Genomic DNA, 19,367 nt, shown 5'->3' with positions numbered 1-19,367 from the left:
ACATGCTCTAACTGTTGTTAATCGAGTGGATCGTCTAATAAAACTTTAACGGCTTATTCTAGCTATAAGAACGTCGTATAAAAAGAAAAGCCTAAGCAACTATCATTGTTCAAAAAACTCTTCATCTATTTTTTTCAGGTGTAATACCTGCTCGTCTCGGCTACCAATGTTGTAGCGCAACATGAGCTTGGCCAGTTCGGTGCCGTTGATAAGCACAATGCGGGTACCTAAATTTTGTGCGGTCTCGATGGCTGACGAGGTGAAATCTGAGGTGGTGATAAAAATGCCTTTGTGGGCTTTTTTAAGATTAAGCGCGCCAAAAAAGTCGCGTATATCTCCTGCGCTAACGTTGTTGCCTTGGGCATAACGCTTGGCTTGAATGTAGATTTGGTCAACGCCGAGCGGGTCTTGGTCGATTACACCATCCACGCCGTTGTCGCCCGTTTTTCCGAGTGCGTGCGCTGCGCCTTCGCCCGTGCCGCCGTAACCCATAGCGACGAGTAATTCTATGAGTAGGTCTTCAAAAAAGGCTGGCGTAACTTTGCGGGTTCTGTCGAGAATGTCTTGCGCTAGAGCATCGTTAATCTTTTTATAAGCCGCTCGTAATGCTTCGTCTGGTGTGATGTCTTTTTCTGATTCAGTATCGATTTGCTCTGCAATGCTTTGCGTGTTGGCATCGTTTGTTTTTTGTGTGAAGGAAATAAACTCATCAAACTGCTTGAGATAATCATTATCTATTTTGGTGCTGGTGTCCTGCAATGCTGTAATGCCGCGCGCGGTGATTAAAAAATGTGCTCGCCGCGTACTTTCTAATAAGCCTGCTTTGGTTAGGTAAGTTTTTGCCCAACCAACACGGTTGTCAAAAATAGGCTGCTTGCCACTGGGTAACGCTTGTTGCCGTTCGGCTTCTGTTAAACCGAATTTGTCGGCTAGCTGGTTTACGACATCGCGTAATTTAACTTCTGTACCGTTGGCTTGATGAGCAACTTCTAAAAAGGGTCGCATACAATCTTGATAGCTTGGAATCATTCCTGTTGTCGTTCCTTTACCGAGGGTTGGCGTGCTTCGCATTTTGAACTATTACATGCGGCCACTGAGCAGATCAAGGCTGCGGGCGCTAATTATAACCCAGCGCGATAATCGAGGTGCCAGCTCTTTATACTCTATTTGCTTTCTATGCTCTTGTGCTTTTTATAAAACCAACAGGCACAAAAAAGCCCCGAGGAATCGCTTCTCTCGGGGCTTTTTGGAATTTGGTACCAGAGGCCGGACTCGAACCGGCACACCCGTGAAGGCGGGGGATTTTGAATCCCCTGTGTCTACCAATTTCACCACTCTGGCTTTGAGCGCGCTATTCTAGGGTTTTATTCTTTGCTGTCAAGCACTTAGAGCGCTCTGCTTGATGATTTTGTATTATTTTCCCGGTTGCTTTGGTGGTCATTTTATAGAGTCACCCACAGCTTTCAGGTAGAATGTGCGGCCTTTTTAACGAGAAGCCATTGCTCACCACCATAATGCACGTTGACGATTTCGATTTTCAGTTACCCGATGCTCTAATTGCACGCCACCCCACCAAAGAACGGACGGGTAGCCGCTTATTGCACCTTAATGGCCAGTCGGGCCAAACCCAGCATCTAAACTTTGCCGATATAGAAAGCCTGATTGAACCGGGCGATTTAATGGTGTTTAACGATACGCGGGTGATCCCTGCGCGTTTGTTTGGCCAAAAAACCAGTGGCGGCAAAGTAGAGGTGTTAGTAGAGCGCATTACTTCGCCCAATACTGCGTTGGCGCACATCCGCGCGAATAAAAGCGCCAAGCCCGGTACCTTACTAACCATGGAAGGCGGTATTGAGCTGGAAGTGACTGGCCGTTCTGAAAACCTATTTGCTATTCGTTGCTTAAATGAGCAGCCGTTGGTCGAGCTGTTAGAGCAACATGGTCACATGCCGTTGCCGCCCTATTTAGAGCGCGAAGATGATGATGAAGACCGCGAGCGCTACCAAACAGTCTACGCGCAAAAGAAAGGTGCCGTTGCTGCACCGACAGCCGGTTTGCATTTTGACGATGCCTTGCTGCAACGCCTAGCCGATAAGGGTGTGAATACTGCCTTTGTTACCTTGCATGTTGGCGCCGGTACTTTTGCGCCGGTTAAAGCCGATAGCATTGAAGAACACGTTATGCACGCCGAATGGGTTGAGGTGAGCGCTGAGGTTGTCGAAAAAATCAAAGCCACCAAGGCGGCCGGTAAACGCGTTATCGCCATTGGTACCACCAGCGTACGTTCGTTAGAAAGTGCTTCGGCCAACGGTGAAATTGAAGCCTTTAGCGGCGATACGCAAATTTTTATTTACCCGGGTTATCGCTTTAAAACAGTCGATGCGATGTTGACCAACTTCCATTTGCCGAAATCGACATTGATCATGCTGGTCAGCGCCTTTGCTGGCCAAGGCAACGTTTTGAATGCCTACAATGAAGCCATTACCGAACAATACCGATTTTTCAGTTATGGCGATGCCATGTTTGTAACGCCACAGCCGTTTACTGAAGCTTTTGCAGAAACCCTTGCAGAGCAATCGCCCTCTTTTAACCTCAACGACGATTCTGCGGCCAGCGCCCAGAGTAAGGAACTTTAAATGAGCCGCTCCTGTTTCATGGAATTCACCCTTCATAATACCGACGGCAAAGCCCGCCGCGGCACGCTGAAATTTCCGCGTGGCGAAGTACAAACGCCAGCCTTTATGCCTGTGGGCACTTACGGCACGGTAAAAGGTATGACGCCAAAAGAAGTCGAAGAGATTGGTGCCGACATCATTCTAGGTAACACCTTTCATTTAATGTTGCGTCCCGGTACTGAGGTGATCAGCGCACACGGCGACTTACACGACTTTGCTCAGTGGCATAAGCCGATCTTGACCGACTCCGGCGGCTTCCAAGTATTTTCGTTAGGTAAGCTGCGCAAAATTACCGAAGACGGCGTGACGTTTCAGTCGCCGGTGAACGGCTCTAAAGTACACATGACGCCAGAAAGCAGCATGGAAGTTCAGCGCGCGCTCGGTTCCGATATCGTGATGATTTTTGATGAATGCACGCCTTACCCGGCGACCGAAGCAGAAGCTAAAAAGTCGATGGAGCTTTCGTTGCGTTGGGCGAAGCGTTCTAAAGATGCGCACGGCGACAGCCCTTCGGCGCTGTTCGGTATTATTCAGGGTGGCATGTACCAAAACTTACGCCAAACCAGCTTGCAGGGTTTAACCGAGATCGACTTCGACGGCTACGCCATTGGCGGTTTGAGTGTAGGTGAACCGAAAGACGAAATGATGCAGGTGCTCGACTATTTACCAGCGATGATGCCAGAAGATAAGCCGCGCTATTTAATGGGCGTTGGTAAGCCTGAAGATTTGGTTGAAGGTGTGCGTCGCGGTGTCGATATGTTCGACTGTGTCATGCCAACCCGTAATGCGCGAAATGGCCATCTGTTTGTTACCGATGGTGTGGTAAAAATCCGCAACGCCAAGCATCGCCACGATACTGGGCCACTTGATCCACAGTGCGATTGCTATACCTGTAAAAACTTTAGTAAAGCCTACCTGTATCATTTAGATAAATGTGGTGAAATGCTCGGCGCGCAACTCAATACGATTCATAATTTGCGTTACTATCAGCGCCTGATGGCTGATTTACGAGCGGCGATTGAAGACAATCGATTAGACCAATATGTCGATGAGTTTTATAGCCTGCGAGGCTTGCAAACGCCGCCACTGGCACCATAAACAACTGACTTGTTTTGACCATTGGCAACCCTTTGGACAGCGAACAGTCGAATTAAAACGATTAACAATAAAACGACCTTGGAGTAAAACATGAAAAACCTAATCGCGCTTGCGCTTGCTACTGCCCCTGCTGCTGTTCTTGCTGCACCAGCTGGCCCAGCTCCTTCACCATTACAGCTACCTATTATGCTAGCTGCATTCTTCCTGATCTTTTGGTTGATGGTATGGCGTCCACAGTCTAAGCGCGCAAAAGCCCACAAAAACCTAATTGCCGAGCTAAGCAAAGGTGATGAAGTTTTAACCAATGCTGGTATCGCTGGTAAAGTGATGAAAGTAACTGACGACTACATCCAAGTGGAAGTGGCCGAAAACACCGTATTGAGCTTCCAAAAAAGTGCCATTGCGGCGGCTCTGCCAAAAGGAACGATCAAAGCGATCTAATCCTCATAAGCACCCAGTTTCGGCTGGGTGTTTTCGTTTTTAAACCAGGGATTCACCATGTTAAATAAATACCCTCTGTGGAAATACCTACTGGTCGTTGCTGTTTTAATTATTGGCGTTTATTACAGCCTGCCTAACCTTTACCCAAACGACTCAGCGGTACAAATCCGAGCGACTCAAGCCGGATTCATTGTTAACGACGTTACACTCAATAAAGCCGAACAAATTTTAACCGACGCTGAAATTCAATATTTTGGTGCCGAGGTCAACGAACAGTCGTTGTTGATTCGCCTATACAGCTCATCTGACCAATTAAAAGCCAAAGCTGCACTGCAAGCTGGCTTAGGTTCGGATTACATCATTGCGCTTAACCTTGCGCCAACCACGCCACAATGGCTGTTGGCATTAGGCGGTAAGCCAATGGCGTTGGGGCTAGACCTTTCTGGTGGTGTGCACTTCTTAATGGAAGTGGACATGGACAGATACATCGCCTCGCGTTTAGACAGCTTTGAAGCCGACATTAAACGTAATCTGCGTGACGAGAAAATTCGTTACCGCGCCGTTAATGTGACCGGTGATGACAGCATTCAGGTGATTCTAGCGAACGAAGACTATCGCGATGACGCCGAGCGTTGGATTAAACGCAATATCACCGACTTTGCCATAGCCAATACCACCGCACGTAACTTACCTGCGCTGGAACTGACGCTAACCGACGAAGCCATTACCGCGATGGAAGACTACGCCATCAAGCAGAACCAAACCACGCTAAGCAACCGAGTTAACGAAATCGGTGTTGCTGAGCCTTTGGTTCAACGCCAAGGCCGCAACCGCATTGTGGTTGAACTGCCAGGTGTACAGGATACCGTGTCCGCCAAACGTATTTTGGGTAAATCCGCTAACTTAGAATACCGCTTGCAGTCGCAAGACGGCACCGGCGAGTTGTTCCCATTCCGTGATAGTAACCGCACCGTGATGCTCAGCAACGACATTATTGTCACCGGCGATAACGTCACCAACGCGTCGACCACGTTCGATGAAGCTGGCCGTCCGGCGGTTTCGGTAACACTCGACAGCGCTGGCGGTGCTCGCATGGGCGAAACCACGAAAAACAACCTACAGCAACCGATGGCAGTTCTGTTTATTGAACAAAAATCGGAGCTAACCGGCTATGTTGAAGAGAACGGCGAGCAAGTACCGCAGTACCGCAACTACGAAGTTAAAGAAGTGATTTCTTTAGCAACGATTCAGGGCGTGTTCTCATCTAACTTCCAAACCACCGGTCTAGACAGTGCCGAAGAAGCCTCTGAGCTGGCGTTATTGCTACGCTCTGGAGCTCTGGCTGCACCAATGACCTTTGTTGAAGAACGTACCGTTGGCCCAAGCATGGGTGCAGAAAACATCAGCAAAGGCATCAATAGTGTCGCTATCGGTTTTGCCTTAGTGATCCTGTTTATGGTGATTTACTACAAAGTCTTTGGCCTATTCGCCAGTGCGGCATTAACAGCAAACCTTGTTTTGATGATCGCCGTGATGTCTATTTTAGGCGCAACGCTCACCCTGCCTGGTATTGCCGGTATGGTATTAACCGTCGGTATGGCGGTCGATGCTAACGTGCTGATCTTCTCGCGAATTAAAGAGGAGCTGGCAGCTGGCAAGCCAGTTCAAAGCGCGATCGACGCCGGTTACGGCCGTGCCTTTTACACCATTATGGATGCCAACATCACCACCTTTATTGTGGCCGTTATTCTGTACGCCATTGGTACTGGTTCGGTGAAAGGTTTCGCCGTGACATTATCGGTCGGTATCCTGACATCCATGTTCACCGCCATTGTGTTGACCCGTGCCTTGACTAACTTAGTCTACGGCGGTCGCGCAGTGAAAAAACTGCCTATTTAACTGGCCCATTTAAGGAGATAAACATGTCTGAAAGAAAAGTCATCGACTTTATGGGTAAGCGAAATCTAGCCATGGCGTTTTCGCTGGTGCTGTTGATTGTCGCGGTTGTTTCATTGGCGACGCGCGGTCTGAACTTTGGTTTGGACTTTACCGGCGGTGCTCAGATTGAATTGGGTTTTGAGCAAGCTATTGAAGTCGAACAGGTTCGCGATGTTCTTACCGAACAAGGCTACGGCAACGCTGTTGTACAGTATTTTGGCAACAACACCGACATTTTGATTCGACTACAAGAAGACAATAACCCAGAGCTTGGCAACCAGATCTTAAGCAGCATGCAAGAGGTTCGCAGCGACGCCAGCTTACGCCGTAACGAATACGTTGGCCCACAAGTCGGTGAAGAACTGGCGAATCAGGGCGGCATCGGTATGCTGGTCGCATTAGCTTTGGTGATGGTCTACATCGCTTTCCGCTTCCAATTAAAATTTGCCATTGGCGCGGTTGCCGCATTGATCCACGACGTGATCATTGTGCTTGGCTTTTTCTCGATCACTCACATTGAGTTCGACCTCACTGTGTTGGCCGCTGTATTGGCTGTGATCGGTTATTCGTTAAACGATACCATTGTGGTTTCTGACCGTATTCGCGAAAGCTTTAAACAGATTCGCCGCGACGACACCACCTATCTAATTAACATCTCGCTGACTCAAACCTTGGGCCGAACATTAATTACCTCGATCACCACCCTATTGGTGCTGGTTGCGCTATTAATTTTTGGTGGTGAAATGATCTTTGGTTTTTCCGTAGCGCTTATCGTTGGCGTCGGTATCGGTACCTTCTCTTCAATCTACGTGGCTGCTAATATTCTGATGCTGATGAAAATAAGCAAAGAAGATTTAATGCCGAAAGAGCGTGACCAAGTTGATCAGGACGAAGTGCCTGCTTGGTTAAAAGACGAAGACGGCGACCTAGATAGCGAGAAAAACTAACCATGACCCAAAGTAGAGTTTTAACCGGCATTACCGCCACCGGTATTCCACACTTAGGTAATTACGCTGGAGCGATCCGCCCTGCGATTGAAGCCAGCCAAGCAAGCGATACTGAATCGTTTTTGTTTATGGCCGATTACCACGCGTTAATTAAATGCCATGAGCCAGCTGTTGTTCAACAATCGGCTCGCGCTATCGCGGCAACTTGGCTAGCTTGTGGTTTAAATCCAGAGCAGGTGACGTTTTATCGCCAAAGCAGCATTCCAGAAATTTTGGAGCTTAGCTGGATCCTCACCACGATCACGGCGAAAGGTTTAATGAACCGCGCTCACGCTTACAAGGCTGCGGTACAGGCTAATGTAGAAGACGAAGCGGCCGACCCAGACAAGGGCGTTGAAATGGGCTTATTTGCTTATCCCATCTTAATGACTGCCGATATTTTGATGTTTAACGGCCAGAAAATCCCAGTCGGTAAAGATCAGATTCAGCATATTGAAATGGCGCGCGATATCGCTCAACGCTTTAACTATTTGTATGGCGAAACCTTCCAACAACCAGAAGCTGTTGTCGATGAAAGCTCGATGATTATTCCTGGCTTGGATGGTCGTAAAATGTCGAAAAGCTACGGCAATACTATCCCGTTATTTGAAGACGAGAAAAAATTCCGCAAGCTTATCAACAAGGTAAAAACCAATAGTTTGGAGCCAGGCGAGCCAAAAGATCCTAAAGGCTGCACGCTGTTTAGCATCTACTCCGCCTTTACTGATGAAGCCGCGCAACAAGAAATGCGCCAGCGTTACGCTGATGGTATTGGCTGGGGCGATTTGAAAAAGTATCTGTTTGAATTTTTAAACGAAGAATTAAAAGACAAACGCGAAGAATACAATCGTCTAATGGCAGACCCTGCCGAACTGGATCGTCAGTTAGCCAAGGGTGCAGAAAAAGCCAGAGCTCATGCCACGCCTTTTTTACAAGAAATTAAAAAGAAAGTCGGCATTTCGCCAATGGCCTAATTAAATATCCGTTTAGATAAAACACAAACTAAAAGCCCGCAATTTTTTGCGGGCTTTTTTATGCGTCCAATTTAAAAAATAAAACTATCTAAGTTTTAAATCGTTCAGCTTCGACACTGACTGGGCAAATAATCATCAGCAACATAATTCGTTACACTGGCATTTAAAATACTCACCGCCTGTGTTGCATCGCAATAAAATTTTAACCCCGATGTTTGTGATGCATCGAAAGTAAAAATAATAATTTTATTATCCACTGCCGAACCGGCGCCACTGATCGTTACGGTGAGAGAAGAAATATCAGTATTACCTGATAACTCAGAATAAACAGCAGCGTTATTAGCAACGATTCTCGATAACTCCAAATTTGCCACCGCACTGAGTTCTGCACTTTCGTTATTGGCAGTTAACGGCATTGAACCTTGCGATAAATAATAATCGTACAGACTTAATTTAGCCGCCGAAGCCAAGCTAATAACTTCAGAAATTTTCGTTCGTAACGTGTAGTTTTGATAAGCTGGAATTGCCGCCGTGGCCAACATTCCCATTATGGCAACAACGATCATCAGTTCGATAAGACTAAAACCTTTTAACACTCGCATCCTTACGCTCCTTTAAAATTTTGAGACTCCGTCCTCTATGCCACGTCCTGCGGCACCTTTTTATAACCTTCTTTTTATATCATTGAACTAGACTCTAGTGAATTATTAATTGAATCACCAAGCAACGCGCTACCAGCAACGCCTAGTTCAACTTTAAATAACACTCACATAGTCTCGTTTTGCGTTCTTTATAAAATTAATACTTAAAGTATTAACCTCTTCAACCAAACCATTAACAACAAACAATCATTCGTTACCGTTACAGCATGCCAACAAAGGGTTAGTATAAAACCACAGCTTCGATACAAGGATGTAGCATGGCTAACCAACACAGACCTCAGTCTTTCTCTTACCAAGCGTTCGACTCTAACGGCCAGCTTCAAACTGGCCAACTCACAGCGAGCAATGCAGCCTGGGCACAGGCAATGTTGCGCCAGCAAGGTTTGCAAGACATTCAGCAACTCAAACCCATCGCCAAAACTGGCCTGCTAGCACAAAACAAGCAAGGCTTAGTAGCCAATAGCAAAGCCGTTGTTGCTAGCAGTGGTTTAAAAAGCTCGGCAGTTCATGGTGATAATCACTCTAAAACCAAACAAGCGTTGCAGATTCGATTATTTGAGGCTGCCATACGCCGCCAAGATATTACGCTCTTTACTCGGCAGCTGGCGATTATGGTAAAAACCGGCATGCCGCTGCTGAGTACTTTTGATCTAGTGGCAGAAAACCTTAACCACCCTCGCATGAAGCTGCTTATTGCTGAACTCAAACAACGGCTTAGCAATGGTGGCTCGTTGAGTTCAGCACTGCGCGCCTACCCAAAATATTTCGACTCGCTTTACTGCGGTCTAATTGAAGCCGGTGAACAGGCAGGTGCATTGGAAACCATGCTAGAACGTGTTGCAGAGCACCGAGAACAAGGCGACGCACTGAAACGAAAAATACAGGCGGCGTTGCGCTACCCAGCCATTGTCTTAGTGGTAGCCGTTTTGGTGAGTGCGATTTTGTTAATCAAGGTGGTGCCCACCTTTGAGTCGTTATTTTCTAGCTTTTCTGCGCCGCTACCGCTGGCTACGCAACTGGTTATTCAGCTGGCTCGACAACTAGGCCAGTGGTGGCCAACGCTGCTAATCGGTTTACTTGGCGTTTGCGCCCTAAGCCTGTTGCTGTACCAAAAAACACTGTGGCTCAAAAGGCTGTGGCACTATTGCGCTCTTCGTTTACCGATCATCGGCAGTATTTTGTTTAAATCTATCATGGTGCGCTTTGCTCGCACTCTAGCAACGACATACGCCGCGGGTGTTCCGCTAAACCAAGCGCTCAGCTCCGTCGCCGGTGCACTAAACCATAGCCAATATCAGCAGATAGTTGAGCAACTAAAGCAGCGTATTGAAGAGGGTGACGAACTGGCAAAAGCCATGAGCGCTAGCAGTGGTTTTAGCAATCTACTTACTCAGATGGTCAGTGTCGGTGAACAAACCGGTACTTTAGATAGGATGCTCAATAAGGCCGCGCACCTTTACGAACAGGAGATAAAACAGCAAATTGACGCGCTTACCGATCTGGTTGAGCCACTGATGATCACAATTTTAGGGATTATCGTTGGCGGCTTGGTGGTTTCCATGTATCTTCCCATTTTTCAAATGGGAAGCGCGATCTAATGTGGCAGGTTCTATTGACTGAAAATCCTGAGTTGTTTATTGCTCTGGTATTTATGTTTAGCTTAATGGTGGGCAGTTTTTTAAACGTCGTTATTTATCGTTTACCTATTATGTTAAGTCACCGCTGGGCATTAGATGCGGCCGAATGGCAAAATGATGAAAAAGCCTACAAAAAGTTAACCAAGCAACCTACTTTTAATCTGGCTAAACCTGACTCCCGTTGCCCACACTGCCAACATAAAATAACGCTGTGGCAGAATATTCCTGTCATCAGCTGGCTACTGCTTCGAGGCAAATGCGCTAGTTGTAAAACCTCTATCTCTATACGTTACCCGCTGGTCGAGTTGTTAACTGCGCTACTTGCCGCAATCGTTGCCGCCAAATTCGGTTTTTCTATGACCACACTGGCATTGGTGGTTTTTATTTGGTGCTTGGTGGCGCTTACCTTTATCGATCTAGATACTCAATTGCTACCCGATAGCATCACCTTGCCACTGTTGTGGCTTGGTTTATTAGTAAACGTCAGCAACGGTTTGGTCAGCCTAGATCAGGCCGTGATCGGTGCCGCTGCAGGCTACTTAAGCCTGTGGAGCATTTATTGGCTATTTAAACTACTCACCGGTAAAGAAGGCATGGGTTATGGCGACTTTAAGCTGTTTGCGGTGTTCGGCGCTTGGTTTGGCTGGCTAGCTCTGCCGCTGATTATTCTTCTGTCGTCGTTAGTTGGTGCCGTTGTTGGTATTGTTATGATTCTGTTCTATGGTCGCGAAAAAGCCAAGCCGATGCCGTTTGGTCCATTTTTAGCCGGTGCAGCACTGATTTACCTATTTTGGGGTGAAACCATTATGGCGACTTATTTAGGCTTAGTTTTATGATCGTCGGTCTTACTGGCGGTATTGGCTCGGGTAAATCGAGCTTGGCAGAACTTTTGGTGGCCGAAGGCGTACATCGTGTCGATGCTGATTTGGTGGCACGCCAAGTCGTTGCGCCAGAAAGCCCAGCCTTAGCAAAAATTGCGCAGCACTTTGGTGATGATATTTTAATTGATGGCGAATTAAACCGAGCCAAGTTGCGCCAACTCGTGTTCAGCCATGCAGAACATAAGCAGTGGCTTGATAACCTACTGCACCCAATCATTCGTGAAGAAATTTTACGCCAATTAGCATTAGGCCAATCGCCCTACCAACTGTTAGAAGCGCCGTTGTTATTTGAAAACAACTTAGACAGCTATTGCGAAAAAACAGTGCTGGTCGATTTACCGGTAGAGCTGCAACTCGAACGTGCGGCAAGCCGAGATGAAAGTTCGCACCAACAGATACAGGCGATTATCGACGCTCAGATGAGCCGAACTGAAAAACAACAGCGTGCCGATATTATTATTGATAACGCTCTTGACCGAAGCCACCTTGAAAAACAAGCCAAGCAGCTGCATCTTCAACTTTCTGCATTGGCCAATAAGAGATAACACCATGACTGAAATGAACTGCCCTACCTGCCAAAAAACCATCGAATACTCAAAACAGAATCCGTTTCGGCCTTTTTGCAGCAAACGCTGTCAGCTAATTGATTTAGGCGAATGGGCGTCAGAAAGCCACAAGATTGGCGGCAAGAGCGCCCATGAAGAAATGTTTTCAGAAGAGTTAGAACAGATGATAAAAGACTCGTTGCTCAAGTAAGGCCGCAGCCTACTTAAGCAACGCACCGCTGAGCGGTGCTTAGATGTAAACCGATTATTCTCTGCTTAAGATCGATACTCGGCATTGATACGCACGTATTCGTAAGATAAGTCCGAAGTCCATACCGTATCGCTCACCTCACCGCGATTAAGGCAGATACGAACACGAATATCTTCGCCAGCAACCGCAGCAGCACCCTGTTCTTCGGTGTATTGAGCGGCACGCTCTCCTTGCGCGACTATTTGCGCATCACCCAGATAAACATCGATTTTATCGACATCCAACGCTTCGACACCGCTTTTACCAACGGCCATTAAAATACGGCCCCAGTTAGCATCCGACGCCGACATCGCAGTTTTAAACAACGGGCTATCGGCAACCGAATAAGCAACTTTCAACGCTTCTTCGGTGTTAAGCGCGCCTTCAACGGCAACTTCAATAAATTTGTTAGCGCCTTCGCCATCGCGAATAATCTGCTGAGCTAACGACAGCATGACCTGCTTCACTGCCTTCAATAAGGCGGCATAACGTTCATCCTGATCGCTACTAATAGCAGCAGCCTGAGCTTGGCCCGTTGCAACCAACACGCAAGCATCATTGGTCGAAGTATCGCTATCAACGGTAATGCGGTTAAAGGATTGATCAGTCGCCTCGCGAGTCATCTGTTGCAACAACTGCGCTGGTACGGCTGCATCGGTCGCAACAAAAGCAAGCATCGTCGCCATGTTCGGCCGAATCATGCCAGAGCCTTTAGCGATGCCAGTCACGGTGATGGTTTCACCATTAAACTCGATCACTTGGCTGGCAGCTTTTGCGCGTGTATCGGTAGTTAAAATACCTTCAGCGGCTTCTAACCAGTGATCTTCGGCGGTATCACTTAGGGCGTTTGGTAGCGCCTTTAAGATGGTGTCCATCGGTAAATATTCACCGATCACACCGGTAGAAAACGGCAGTACTTGGTGCGCTTCAACACCGGCCAAGTCAGCAATCTGCTCACAGGTTTGCAGCGCATCCTGCATGCCCTGCTTGCCAGTGCCAGCGTTGGCGTTACCGGTATTAACAACCAAATAGCGAATATTATTTGTCTGCGCCAAATGCGTTTTACACAGGGTTACTGGCGCGGCACAGAATGCGTTTTTAGTAAACACCGCACCAACGCTGGTGCCCTGTGCCAATTCAAAAATAACAAGGTCACGTCGATTCTCAACCTTGATACCGGCGCAAGTGGTGCCCAATGACACCCCTTTGACGGCGGATAATTGATCTGTAATACCTACACCTGTTGCCACTGCTGTCTCCGCTTAATTCAACTTGCCACAACACTGTTTATATTTTTTACCAGAACCACATGGGCACGGTTCGTTACGACCGACCTTAGGAGTGCTGCGAGTAGCAGCTGAGGCACTAGGTTTAGATGCCGAAGACTCGTTATTTAACGAAGATGATTTAGCATGTTCATACTGCATTTTCGCGGCGGCTAATTCCTGACGACGACGTGCTTCAGCTTCGGCTTCTTCTTTGGACTGCACCTGAATAAGCGACAGATATTTAACCGTCTGGTATTTCACTTCGGTCAACATATTCTGGAACAGTTCAAACGATTCACGCTTGTATTCCTGTTTCGGGTTTTTCTGCGCATAACCACGCAAATGAATACCCTGACGTAGGTGATCCATGTTATAAAGATGTTCTTTCCAATGCTGGTCGAGCACCTGCAGCATTACCTGCTTTTCAAACTGTCTAAAGTTTTCAGCGCCAACACGGTTTTCTTTTTCTTTATAAATAGCAACGATCTGTTCAATGATGCGCTGTAAAATATCGTCATCGGTCAGATGATCATCTTCATCAATCCAACGCTGAATACCTAGCTGCACATTAAATTCAGTTTGCAATTCTTTTTCTAACCCTTCGATATCCCACTGCTCAACAAGGCTATTGGCTGGGATATAGGCACCGACAACTTCAGTCAAAATATCGCTACGGATATTTTCAATGATGTCTGCAATATCGTCTGCCGCCATAATTTCATCACGCTGGTTATAAATAACCGTACGCTGGTCATTCGCGACATCATCGTATTCTAACAACTGCTTACGAACGTCGAAGTTACGGTTCTCAACCTTGCGCTGCGCCTTTTCAATGGCATTAGAGACCATCTTCGCTTCAATAGGCTCGCCTTCATCCATACCTAATCGGCTGAACATATTTTTAATACTTGGCGGCATGAAAATACGCATCAAATTATCGTCTAGCGATAAGAAGAAGCGTGAAGAACCCGGATCGCCCTGACGGCCAGCACGGCCTCGTAGCTGATTGTCGATTCGGCGAGATTCATGACGCTCTGTACCGATAATGTGCAAACCGCCAGCATCTTTAATCGCTTGTTGGCGCTCTGCCCAGGCTGTTTTAACCGCCTCTTTTTTGGCATCGCTGGCATTACCAAGCTTTTCTAATTCAACGTCTAAATTACCGCCTAACACGATATCGGTACCACGACCGGCCATATTGGTGGCAATCGTTACCGAACCTGGCAAACCGGCTTGCGCAATAATTTCTGCTTCGCTGGCATGCTGCTTGGCGTTTAACACATTGTGTTTAATCTTCGCTTTATCTAGCGCTACGGATATACGCTCTGATGCTTCAACCGAAGCCGTACCCACTAATACTGGGCGCTCTTGCTTAACCACCTTGATGATTTCTTCAATCACGGCAGCGTATTTATCGGCTTCGTTAAGATAAACCAGATCGTTCTCGTCTTTACGCGAAATCGGTTTATTGGTTGGAATCACCACGACATCAAGGCCATAAATTTCGTTAAGCTCGAAGGCCTCAGTATCGGCAGTACCAGTCATGCCTGACAGCTTTTTATAGAGCCGGAAATAATTCTGGAAGGTGGTAGAAGCCAGAGTCTGGTTTTCTTTCTGTACTTCTAAGCCTTCTTTTGCTTCGACAGCCTGATGTAAACCATCGCTCCAACGTCGACCCGGCATAGTACGGCCTGTGTGCTCATCGACAATCACTACCTGATTGTCCTGTACGATATAGTCGACATTTTTTTGGAACACATGATGGGCGCGAATACCTGCCATCACATGGTGGAATAAAATAAGGTTTGATGGTGAATAGAGGCTATCGCCCTGCTGCAATAAGCCTGCGCCCTGCAACAGCTGCTCGATATGCTCATGACCAGATTCGGTCAATTCAACACTTCGCTGCTTTTCATCGATGATGAAATCACCAGGCTTTTCAGCGTCACCCTCGTTTGCTTCATAGCCTCGGGTTAAACTTGGAATCAGCTTATTGATTTCGATATAGCGGGCACTGGAATCTTCTGCTGCACCGGAAATAATCAACGGAGTACGTGCTTCATCAATTAAGATGGAGTCAACTTCATCGACAATGGCAAAGAAGTGACCGCGCTGAAACTTGTCTTCTAGCCGGAACGCCATGTTGTCGCGTAAGTAGTCAAAGCCAAATTCATTATTGGTACCGTAGGTAATATCTGCTTGGTAGGCCTGTTTCTTTTCAACTGGGTCCTGTTGCGAAACAACCACACCGACCGTCAAACCTAGCGCATTATAGAGTGGCTCCATCCAAGCAGAGTCACGGCGAGCAAGGTAGTCGTTAACGGTAATGACATGCACACCCAAACCAGGAATGGCATTCAGGTAGGCCGCCAGTGTCGCAACCAGCGTTTTACCTTCGCCGGTTTTCATTTCTGAAACCTTGCCACTGTGCAGCACCATGCCGCCAATCATTTGGACATCGAAATGACGTAGCCCCATAACTCGCTTACTGGCTTCACGCACCAACGCAAAGGCTTCTGGCAGCAATGCTTCTAGCGTTGCTCCCTGCTCATAGCGCTCACGGAACTCAGCGGTTTTGGATTTAATATCGTCATCGGATAGGCTGGTAAATTCGTCTTCCAATAAATTTATTTTTTGGACTGTCTTACCAAGGCGTTTAATCTCTCGGTCGTTTTTACTTCCGACCACTTTACGGGCAATTGCGGTAAACATAGCGACTAATTTCTATAGATTATTCAAGCGTTTAAGATGGGGGTAACTATACAGATCGCAAGAGGGCTTGTCTTTGAAATTGTAGGGAATAAGTAGACGAAATTGGAAGGCTGTTAGATGCAGGCCATATAGGCCTGCATTCTAATGATTCAAATCAAATGATGTCGCTCTTAGAAACGAGCTACTCGATTGATGTATTTGTTTGGATCGACTGATTTGCCGTCGATACGAACTTCAAAGTGAACGTGAGGACCTGTTGATCGACCCGTACTACCCATCAAGGCAACGACATCTGTTTTCTTCACAACATCACCGACAGACACTAGGATTTCCTGGCAGTGAGCATAACGAGTGACATAACCGTTACCGTGGTTCACCTCAACTAAATTACCATAACCATAACGCGGACCAGCCCAAGTCACTACACCAGAGGCCACAGCAATAATATCTGAGCCTTCTTTACCGGCAAAATCTAAGCCATCGTGCCAAGCTTTTTTACCTGTGAATGGGTCATTTCGGTAACCGTATCGAGAGCTCATCCAACCTCGAACAATAGGTCGACCAGCAACAAAGGTCTCGCTTTGAATCTCACGATCACCCAGTAGAGAGTTAAGTACTTTTAACTGTTGATTACGATTATCAATCGACGCAGCTAAATCATCGAGAATGCCTACAAAATCGGGGGCTTCGTAGTCGATAGAAGGCGTTTCTGGACCACCCACAGCCACTGGCATAGAGAAGTCGAACTCACCTTCATCAAGGCCTGCAACATCAACTAAACGCTGACCAAGTGCATCCAAACGGGTAAGCCGACCTTGCAACTCAACCATTTTGACGCGCAACGCGTTAATTTGTTCTTCGGTATAAAGACGAGTGCGTTCTACCTCTGATGAATGACTTTCCATGCGGAACTGCCATTCTTGAGCGACGTCTTCATTAATAATGACGAACTTCTCTTCAGTAATAAAACGATACACGCCAATAAAGGCTGTGCCCACCAGCGCAAAAGCTACTAGCAACACACTAAGCATAACTTTTGCGGTAATGGTTTTTGAATGTCCGGACTTACGACTAACGACAATAATATTCATTTACATCAACTCGCAGAGAATGTCGGTGAGTAAGCAATTGGCACATCGCTGTGCTCCTCATCACTGAAAGTCTCATACTCCCATGAATCTGGATTGTTTAACAGCTCACGTAAAAGTATGTTATTTAACCCATGGCCGGATTTATGTCCAACAAAACGACCGATGATGCAGTGACCCATTTGATACAGATCACCGACAGCATCTAAAACTTTGTGTCTTACGAATTCATCTTCGTATCGTAAGCCTTCTTCATTTAATACTTTATAGTCATCTACGGCAATAGCATTATTAACACTGGCGCCTAAAATCAGGTTTTTAGAACGCAGATATTCGAAATCACGCATAAAGCCAAAGGTACGGGCTCTGGAAACTTCTTTAACATACGAAGAAGTAGAGAACTCGAATACGACCTCTTGGCTACGACTGCGGAACACCGGATGATCGAAATCGATGGTGAACTTCAACTGATAGCCATTATAGGGTTCAAAACGGGCAAACTTGTCACCGTCCTGAACACTAATATCTTTTTTAATACGCACGAATTTTTTAGCTTTCGGCTGACTAACCACGCCAGCTGACTGAATCAAGAAAACAAACGGGCCTGAGCTGCCGTCCATAATCGGCACCTCAGGAGCGCTTAACTCAATACGTACGTTATCAATACCTAAGCCAGCCAAGGCAGATAATAGATGTTCAACTGTACCAACGGTAGCTTCACCATTAACCAGGTTTGTAGACAGCGTTGTATCACCCACGTTCAGGGCATGGGCTTTCACTTCAGGATGACCGTCTAAGTCCGTTCGAACGAAAACAATCCCTGTATCTACTGGAGCAGGGTTTAATGTTAAATATACTTTCTTGCCCGAGTGTAATCCGACACCCGTCGCCTTAATTGTATTTTTAAGCGTTCTCTGATTAATCATCTGGTGATACTACCAATTCCAAATTTTATAGGCCGCACAGTTTAGCAGAATCAAACATCTAATATAAAGCCATATCACTGGCCATTTATTAATCAGCTTGACGTCGCAAAAACGCTGGGATATCTAAATAGTCTAAATCCCGAGCAGGTTTTGCTGGCTTCTCTGCCTCATTTTTAACCGCTGAAGTATCATTAGTCTTTTCAGTCGATCGTTGAGCTGCAGGGCGGTCTAATGTTTTATAGTCCAATGACCGATTATCGACAGCGACTTTCGGCTTAGCCGGGGCTGCGACAGGTTTGGCCACCTCTCCAATACCAGTTGCTACAACAGTAACTCGAATTTCATCCTCTAATTCAGGATCGATTACCGTACCAACAACAACCGTTGCATCTTCTGATGCGAATTCTTCAATAGTATCGCCGACTTCAGTGAATTCATCTAGGCCTAAATCGAGACCTGCTGAGACATTCACCAAAATACCTCGGGCACCGTTCAGATCAACATCTTCTAGTAATGGGCTACGAATGGCCATCTCGGAAGCGCGCTTGGCACGGTTTTCACCAGAAGCCCGACCGCTACCCATCATCGCCATTCCCATTTCTGACATCACGGTGCTGACATCGGCGAAATCAAGGTTAATTGTACCTGGTCTGACAATAAGATCTGCGACACCCTGCACAGCATTTAACAATACATCGTTAGCTTCAGCGAAAGCATCGATTAATGACACGCCTTTGCCTAACACAGTTAGCAGCTTTTCATTAGGGATCGTGATCAAGGAATCGACATGCTGACGCAACTCTTCAATACCCGCCATCGCTACCTTCATACGGCGCTTGCCTTCAAACGGGAACGGCTTAGTGACAACCGCGACTGTTAGAATGCCTAATTCACGAGCAACTTCTGCGACAACAGGTGCCGCCCCGGTTCCAGTACCACCGCCCATTCCGGCAGTAATGAATACCATATCGGCACCCTTTAGGATTTCTGCAATCTGATCGCGATCTTCTAACGCAGATTGACGACCCACATCTGGATTCGCGCCAGCACCCAAACCGCGGGTAATGCTGTTACCTAGCTGTAATAAGGTTGTTGCAGAGACATCCTGTAATGCTTGCGCATCGGTATTGGCGCAAATAAATTCAACGCCCTCAACTCGACTATTCAGCATGTGCTTAACGGCATTCCCGCCGCCGCCGCCACAGCCGAATACTTTGATAATCGCATTCGGTTGTTCATCGACTAATGTAAACATATCGCTTCCCTTTGTATCTGAATCAAAATTT

The 19,367-nt window shown here is 46.8% G+C and carries 16 protein-coding genes, 1 tRNA gene and 1 pseudogene; 10 read left to right on the top strand and 8 right to left on the bottom strand.

Annotation, left to right across the window (positions count from 1 at the left end; all coding sequences use genetic code 11):
• Window positions 1-102 precede the first annotated feature (102 nt).
• Together FME95_RS11410 and FME95_RS11405 are read right to left on the bottom strand one after the other, a co-directional pair.
• Window positions 103-1,071 (bottom strand): restriction endonuclease, encoded by a 969-nt coding sequence (locus tag FME95_RS11410; protein ID WP_222709978.1) that lies wholly within the window; start codon window positions 1,069-1,071, stop codon window positions 103-105.
• A 183-nt stretch (window positions 1,072-1,254) separates the two neighbouring features.
• A tRNA-Leu gene (locus tag FME95_RS11405) sits at window positions 1,255-1,341 on the bottom strand.
• 173 nt (window positions 1,342-1,514) lie between these two features.
• On the opposite strand from FME95_RS11405, the pseudogene queA reads away from it, so the two are divergent.
• The 6 genes and pseudogenes from queA to FME95_RS11375 all read left to right on the top strand — a co-directional run.
• Window positions 1,515-2,540, top strand: a pseudogene (gene queA / locus FME95_RS11400) (tRNA preQ1(34) S-adenosylmethionine ribosyltransferase-isomerase QueA); the annotation flags it as partial.
• 114 nt (window positions 2,541-2,654) lie between these two features.
• On the top strand, window positions 2,655-3,773 hold the full coding sequence (tgt, locus tag FME95_RS11395) for a tRNA guanosine(34) transglycosylase Tgt (protein ID WP_222709985.1): 1,119 nt from the start codon (window positions 2,655-2,657) through the stop codon (window positions 3,771-3,773).
• A 90-nt stretch (window positions 3,774-3,863) separates the two neighbouring features.
• Window positions 3,864-4,214: a preprotein translocase subunit YajC gene (gene yajC / locus FME95_RS11390; RefSeq protein WP_147714610.1), complete on the top strand. Its 351-nt coding sequence runs from the start codon at window positions 3,864-3,866 to the stop codon at window positions 4,212-4,214.
• 57 nt (window positions 4,215-4,271) lie between these two features.
• The gene (gene secD / locus FME95_RS11385) at window positions 4,272-6,113 is read left to right on the top strand and encodes a protein translocase subunit SecD (protein ID WP_147714609.1); all 1,842 of its coding nucleotides are present in this window, start codon (window positions 4,272-4,274) and stop codon (window positions 6,111-6,113) included.
• A gap of 23 nt (window positions 6,114-6,136) precedes the next feature.
• Window positions 6,137-7,099, top strand: a complete 963-nt coding sequence (secF, locus tag FME95_RS11380) for a protein translocase subunit SecF (protein ID WP_147714608.1) — start codon at window positions 6,137-6,139, stop codon at window positions 7,097-7,099.
• A gap of 2 nt (window positions 7,100-7,101) precedes the next feature.
• Window positions 7,102-8,112 (top strand): tryptophan--tRNA ligase, encoded by a 1,011-nt coding sequence (locus FME95_RS11375; protein WP_147714607.1) that lies wholly within the window; start codon window positions 7,102-7,104, stop codon window positions 8,110-8,112.
• A gap of 104 nt (window positions 8,113-8,216) precedes the next feature.
• On the opposite strand, the gene FME95_RS11370 is transcribed toward FME95_RS11375, so the two are convergent.
• Window positions 8,217-8,714, bottom strand: coding sequence for a pilin (locus FME95_RS11370; protein WP_147714606.1), 498 nt, complete (start codon window positions 8,712-8,714; stop codon window positions 8,217-8,219).
• 317 nt (window positions 8,715-9,031) lie between these two features.
• Between FME95_RS11370 and FME95_RS11365 the strand changes: the two genes are divergently transcribed.
• Genes FME95_RS11365 through yacG form a run of 4 tightly spaced genes read left to right on the top strand, consistent with a single transcriptional unit; the run spans window position 9,032 to window position 12,048 of the window.
• Window positions 9,032-10,372 (top strand): type II secretion system F family protein, encoded by a 1,341-nt coding sequence (locus FME95_RS11365; protein ID WP_147714605.1) that lies wholly within the window; start codon window positions 9,032-9,034, stop codon window positions 10,370-10,372.
• Window positions 10,372-11,247: a prepilin peptidase gene (locus FME95_RS11360; RefSeq protein WP_147714604.1), complete on the top strand. Its 876-nt coding sequence runs from the start codon at window positions 10,372-10,374 to the stop codon at window positions 11,245-11,247. The genes FME95_RS11365 and FME95_RS11360 overlap by 1 nt, the downstream gene beginning before the upstream one ends.
• Window positions 11,244-11,837, top strand: coding sequence for a dephospho-CoA kinase (gene coaE / locus FME95_RS11355; RefSeq protein ID WP_147714603.1), 594 nt, complete (start codon window positions 11,244-11,246; stop codon window positions 11,835-11,837). Before FME95_RS11360 ends, coaE begins: the two co-directional genes overlap by 4 nt.
• 4 nt (window positions 11,838-11,841) lie before the next feature.
• Window positions 11,842-12,048, top strand: coding sequence for a DNA gyrase inhibitor YacG (yacG, locus tag FME95_RS11350; protein WP_147714602.1), 207 nt, complete (start codon window positions 11,842-11,844; stop codon window positions 12,046-12,048).
• A gap of 65 nt (window positions 12,049-12,113) precedes the next feature.
• Here yacG and argJ read toward each other — a convergent pair whose 3' ends face one another.
• The 5 genes from argJ to ftsZ all read right to left on the bottom strand — a co-directional run bounded on the left by argJ (window position 12,114) and on the right by ftsZ (window position 19,336).
• A complete protein-coding gene (gene argJ / locus FME95_RS11345) occupies window positions 12,114-13,337 on the bottom strand; it encodes a bifunctional glutamate N-acetyltransferase/amino-acid acetyltransferase ArgJ (protein WP_147714601.1) in 1,224 nt (407 codons plus the stop codon).
• A 12-nt stretch (window positions 13,338-13,349) separates the two neighbouring features.
• A complete protein-coding gene (gene secA / locus FME95_RS11340) occupies window positions 13,350-16,067 on the bottom strand; it encodes a preprotein translocase subunit SecA (protein WP_147714600.1) in 2,718 nt (905 codons plus the stop codon).
• Between the two features lie 170 nt (window positions 16,068-16,237).
• Window positions 16,238-17,158, bottom strand: a complete 921-nt coding sequence (locus FME95_RS11335; protein WP_147714599.1) for a M23 family metallopeptidase — start codon at window positions 17,156-17,158, stop codon at window positions 16,238-16,240.
• Between the two features lie 5 nt (window positions 17,159-17,163).
• Window positions 17,164-18,081: a UDP-3-O-acyl-N-acetylglucosamine deacetylase gene (gene lpxC, locus FME95_RS11330; RefSeq protein ID WP_147714598.1), complete on the bottom strand. Its 918-nt coding sequence runs from the start codon at window positions 18,079-18,081 to the stop codon at window positions 17,164-17,166.
• Between the two features lie 88 nt (window positions 18,082-18,169).
• Entirely contained in the window at window positions 18,170-19,336 is a 1,167-nt protein-coding gene (gene ftsZ, locus FME95_RS11325; protein WP_147714597.1) for a cell division protein FtsZ, read from the bottom strand.
• Window positions 19,337-19,367 lie beyond the last annotated feature (31 nt).

Source organism: Reinekea thalattae (genome assembly GCF_008041945.1).
GTDB classification, from domain to species: Bacteria; Pseudomonadota; Gammaproteobacteria; order Pseudomonadales; family Natronospirillaceae; genus Reinekea; species Reinekea thalattae.
This window is presented reverse-complemented; position numbering and strand designations above follow the sequence as displayed.

What these genes read in the sequence shown, in the direction of transcription:
- FME95_RS11335 (WP_147714599.1), bottom strand. Translation starts at nt 17,158, where the DNA reads ATGAATATTATTGTCGTTAGTCGTAAGTCCGGACATTCAAAAACCATT.
- FME95_RS11360 (WP_147714604.1), top strand. Translation starts at nt 10,372, where the DNA reads ATGTGGCAGGTTCTATTGACTGAAAATCCTGAGTTGTTTATTGCTCTG.
- FME95_RS11365 (WP_147714605.1), top strand. Translation starts at nt 9,032, where the DNA reads ATGGCTAACCAACACAGACCTCAGTCTTTCTCTTACCAAGCGTTCGAC.
- yajC (WP_147714610.1), top strand. Translation starts at nt 3,864, where the DNA reads ATGAAAAACCTAATCGCGCTTGCGCTTGCTACTGCCCCTGCTGCTGTT.
- FME95_RS11410 (WP_222709978.1), bottom strand. Translation starts at nt 1,071, where the DNA reads ATGCGAAGCACGCCAACCCTCGGTAAAGGAACGACAACAGGAATGATT.
- FME95_RS11375 (WP_147714607.1), top strand. Translation starts at nt 7,102, where the DNA reads ATGACCCAAAGTAGAGTTTTAACCGGCATTACCGCCACCGGTATTCCA.
- yacG (WP_147714602.1), top strand. Translation starts at nt 11,842, where the DNA reads ATGACTGAAATGAACTGCCCTACCTGCCAAAAAACCATCGAATACTCA.
- secA (WP_147714600.1), bottom strand. Translation starts at nt 16,067, where the DNA reads ATGTTTACCGCAATTGCCCGTAAAGTGGTCGGAAGTAAAAACGACCGA.
- secF (WP_147714608.1), top strand. Translation starts at nt 6,137, where the DNA reads ATGTCTGAAAGAAAAGTCATCGACTTTATGGGTAAGCGAAATCTAGCC.
- secD (WP_147714609.1), top strand. Translation starts at nt 4,272, where the DNA reads ATGTTAAATAAATACCCTCTGTGGAAATACCTACTGGTCGTTGCTGTT.
- coaE (WP_147714603.1), top strand. Translation starts at nt 11,244, where the DNA reads ATGATCGTCGGTCTTACTGGCGGTATTGGCTCGGGTAAATCGAGCTTG.
- tgt (WP_222709985.1), top strand. Translation starts at nt 2,655, where the DNA reads ATGGAATTCACCCTTCATAATACCGACGGCAAAGCCCGCCGCGGCACG.
- FME95_RS11370 (WP_147714606.1), bottom strand. Translation starts at nt 8,714, where the DNA reads ATGCGAGTGTTAAAAGGTTTTAGTCTTATCGAACTGATGATCGTTGTT.
- lpxC (WP_147714598.1), bottom strand. Translation starts at nt 18,081, where the DNA reads ATGATTAATCAGAGAACGCTTAAAAATACAATTAAGGCGACGGGTGTC.
- ftsZ (WP_147714597.1), bottom strand. Translation starts at nt 19,336, where the DNA reads ATGTTTACATTAGTCGATGAACAACCGAATGCGATTATCAAAGTATTC.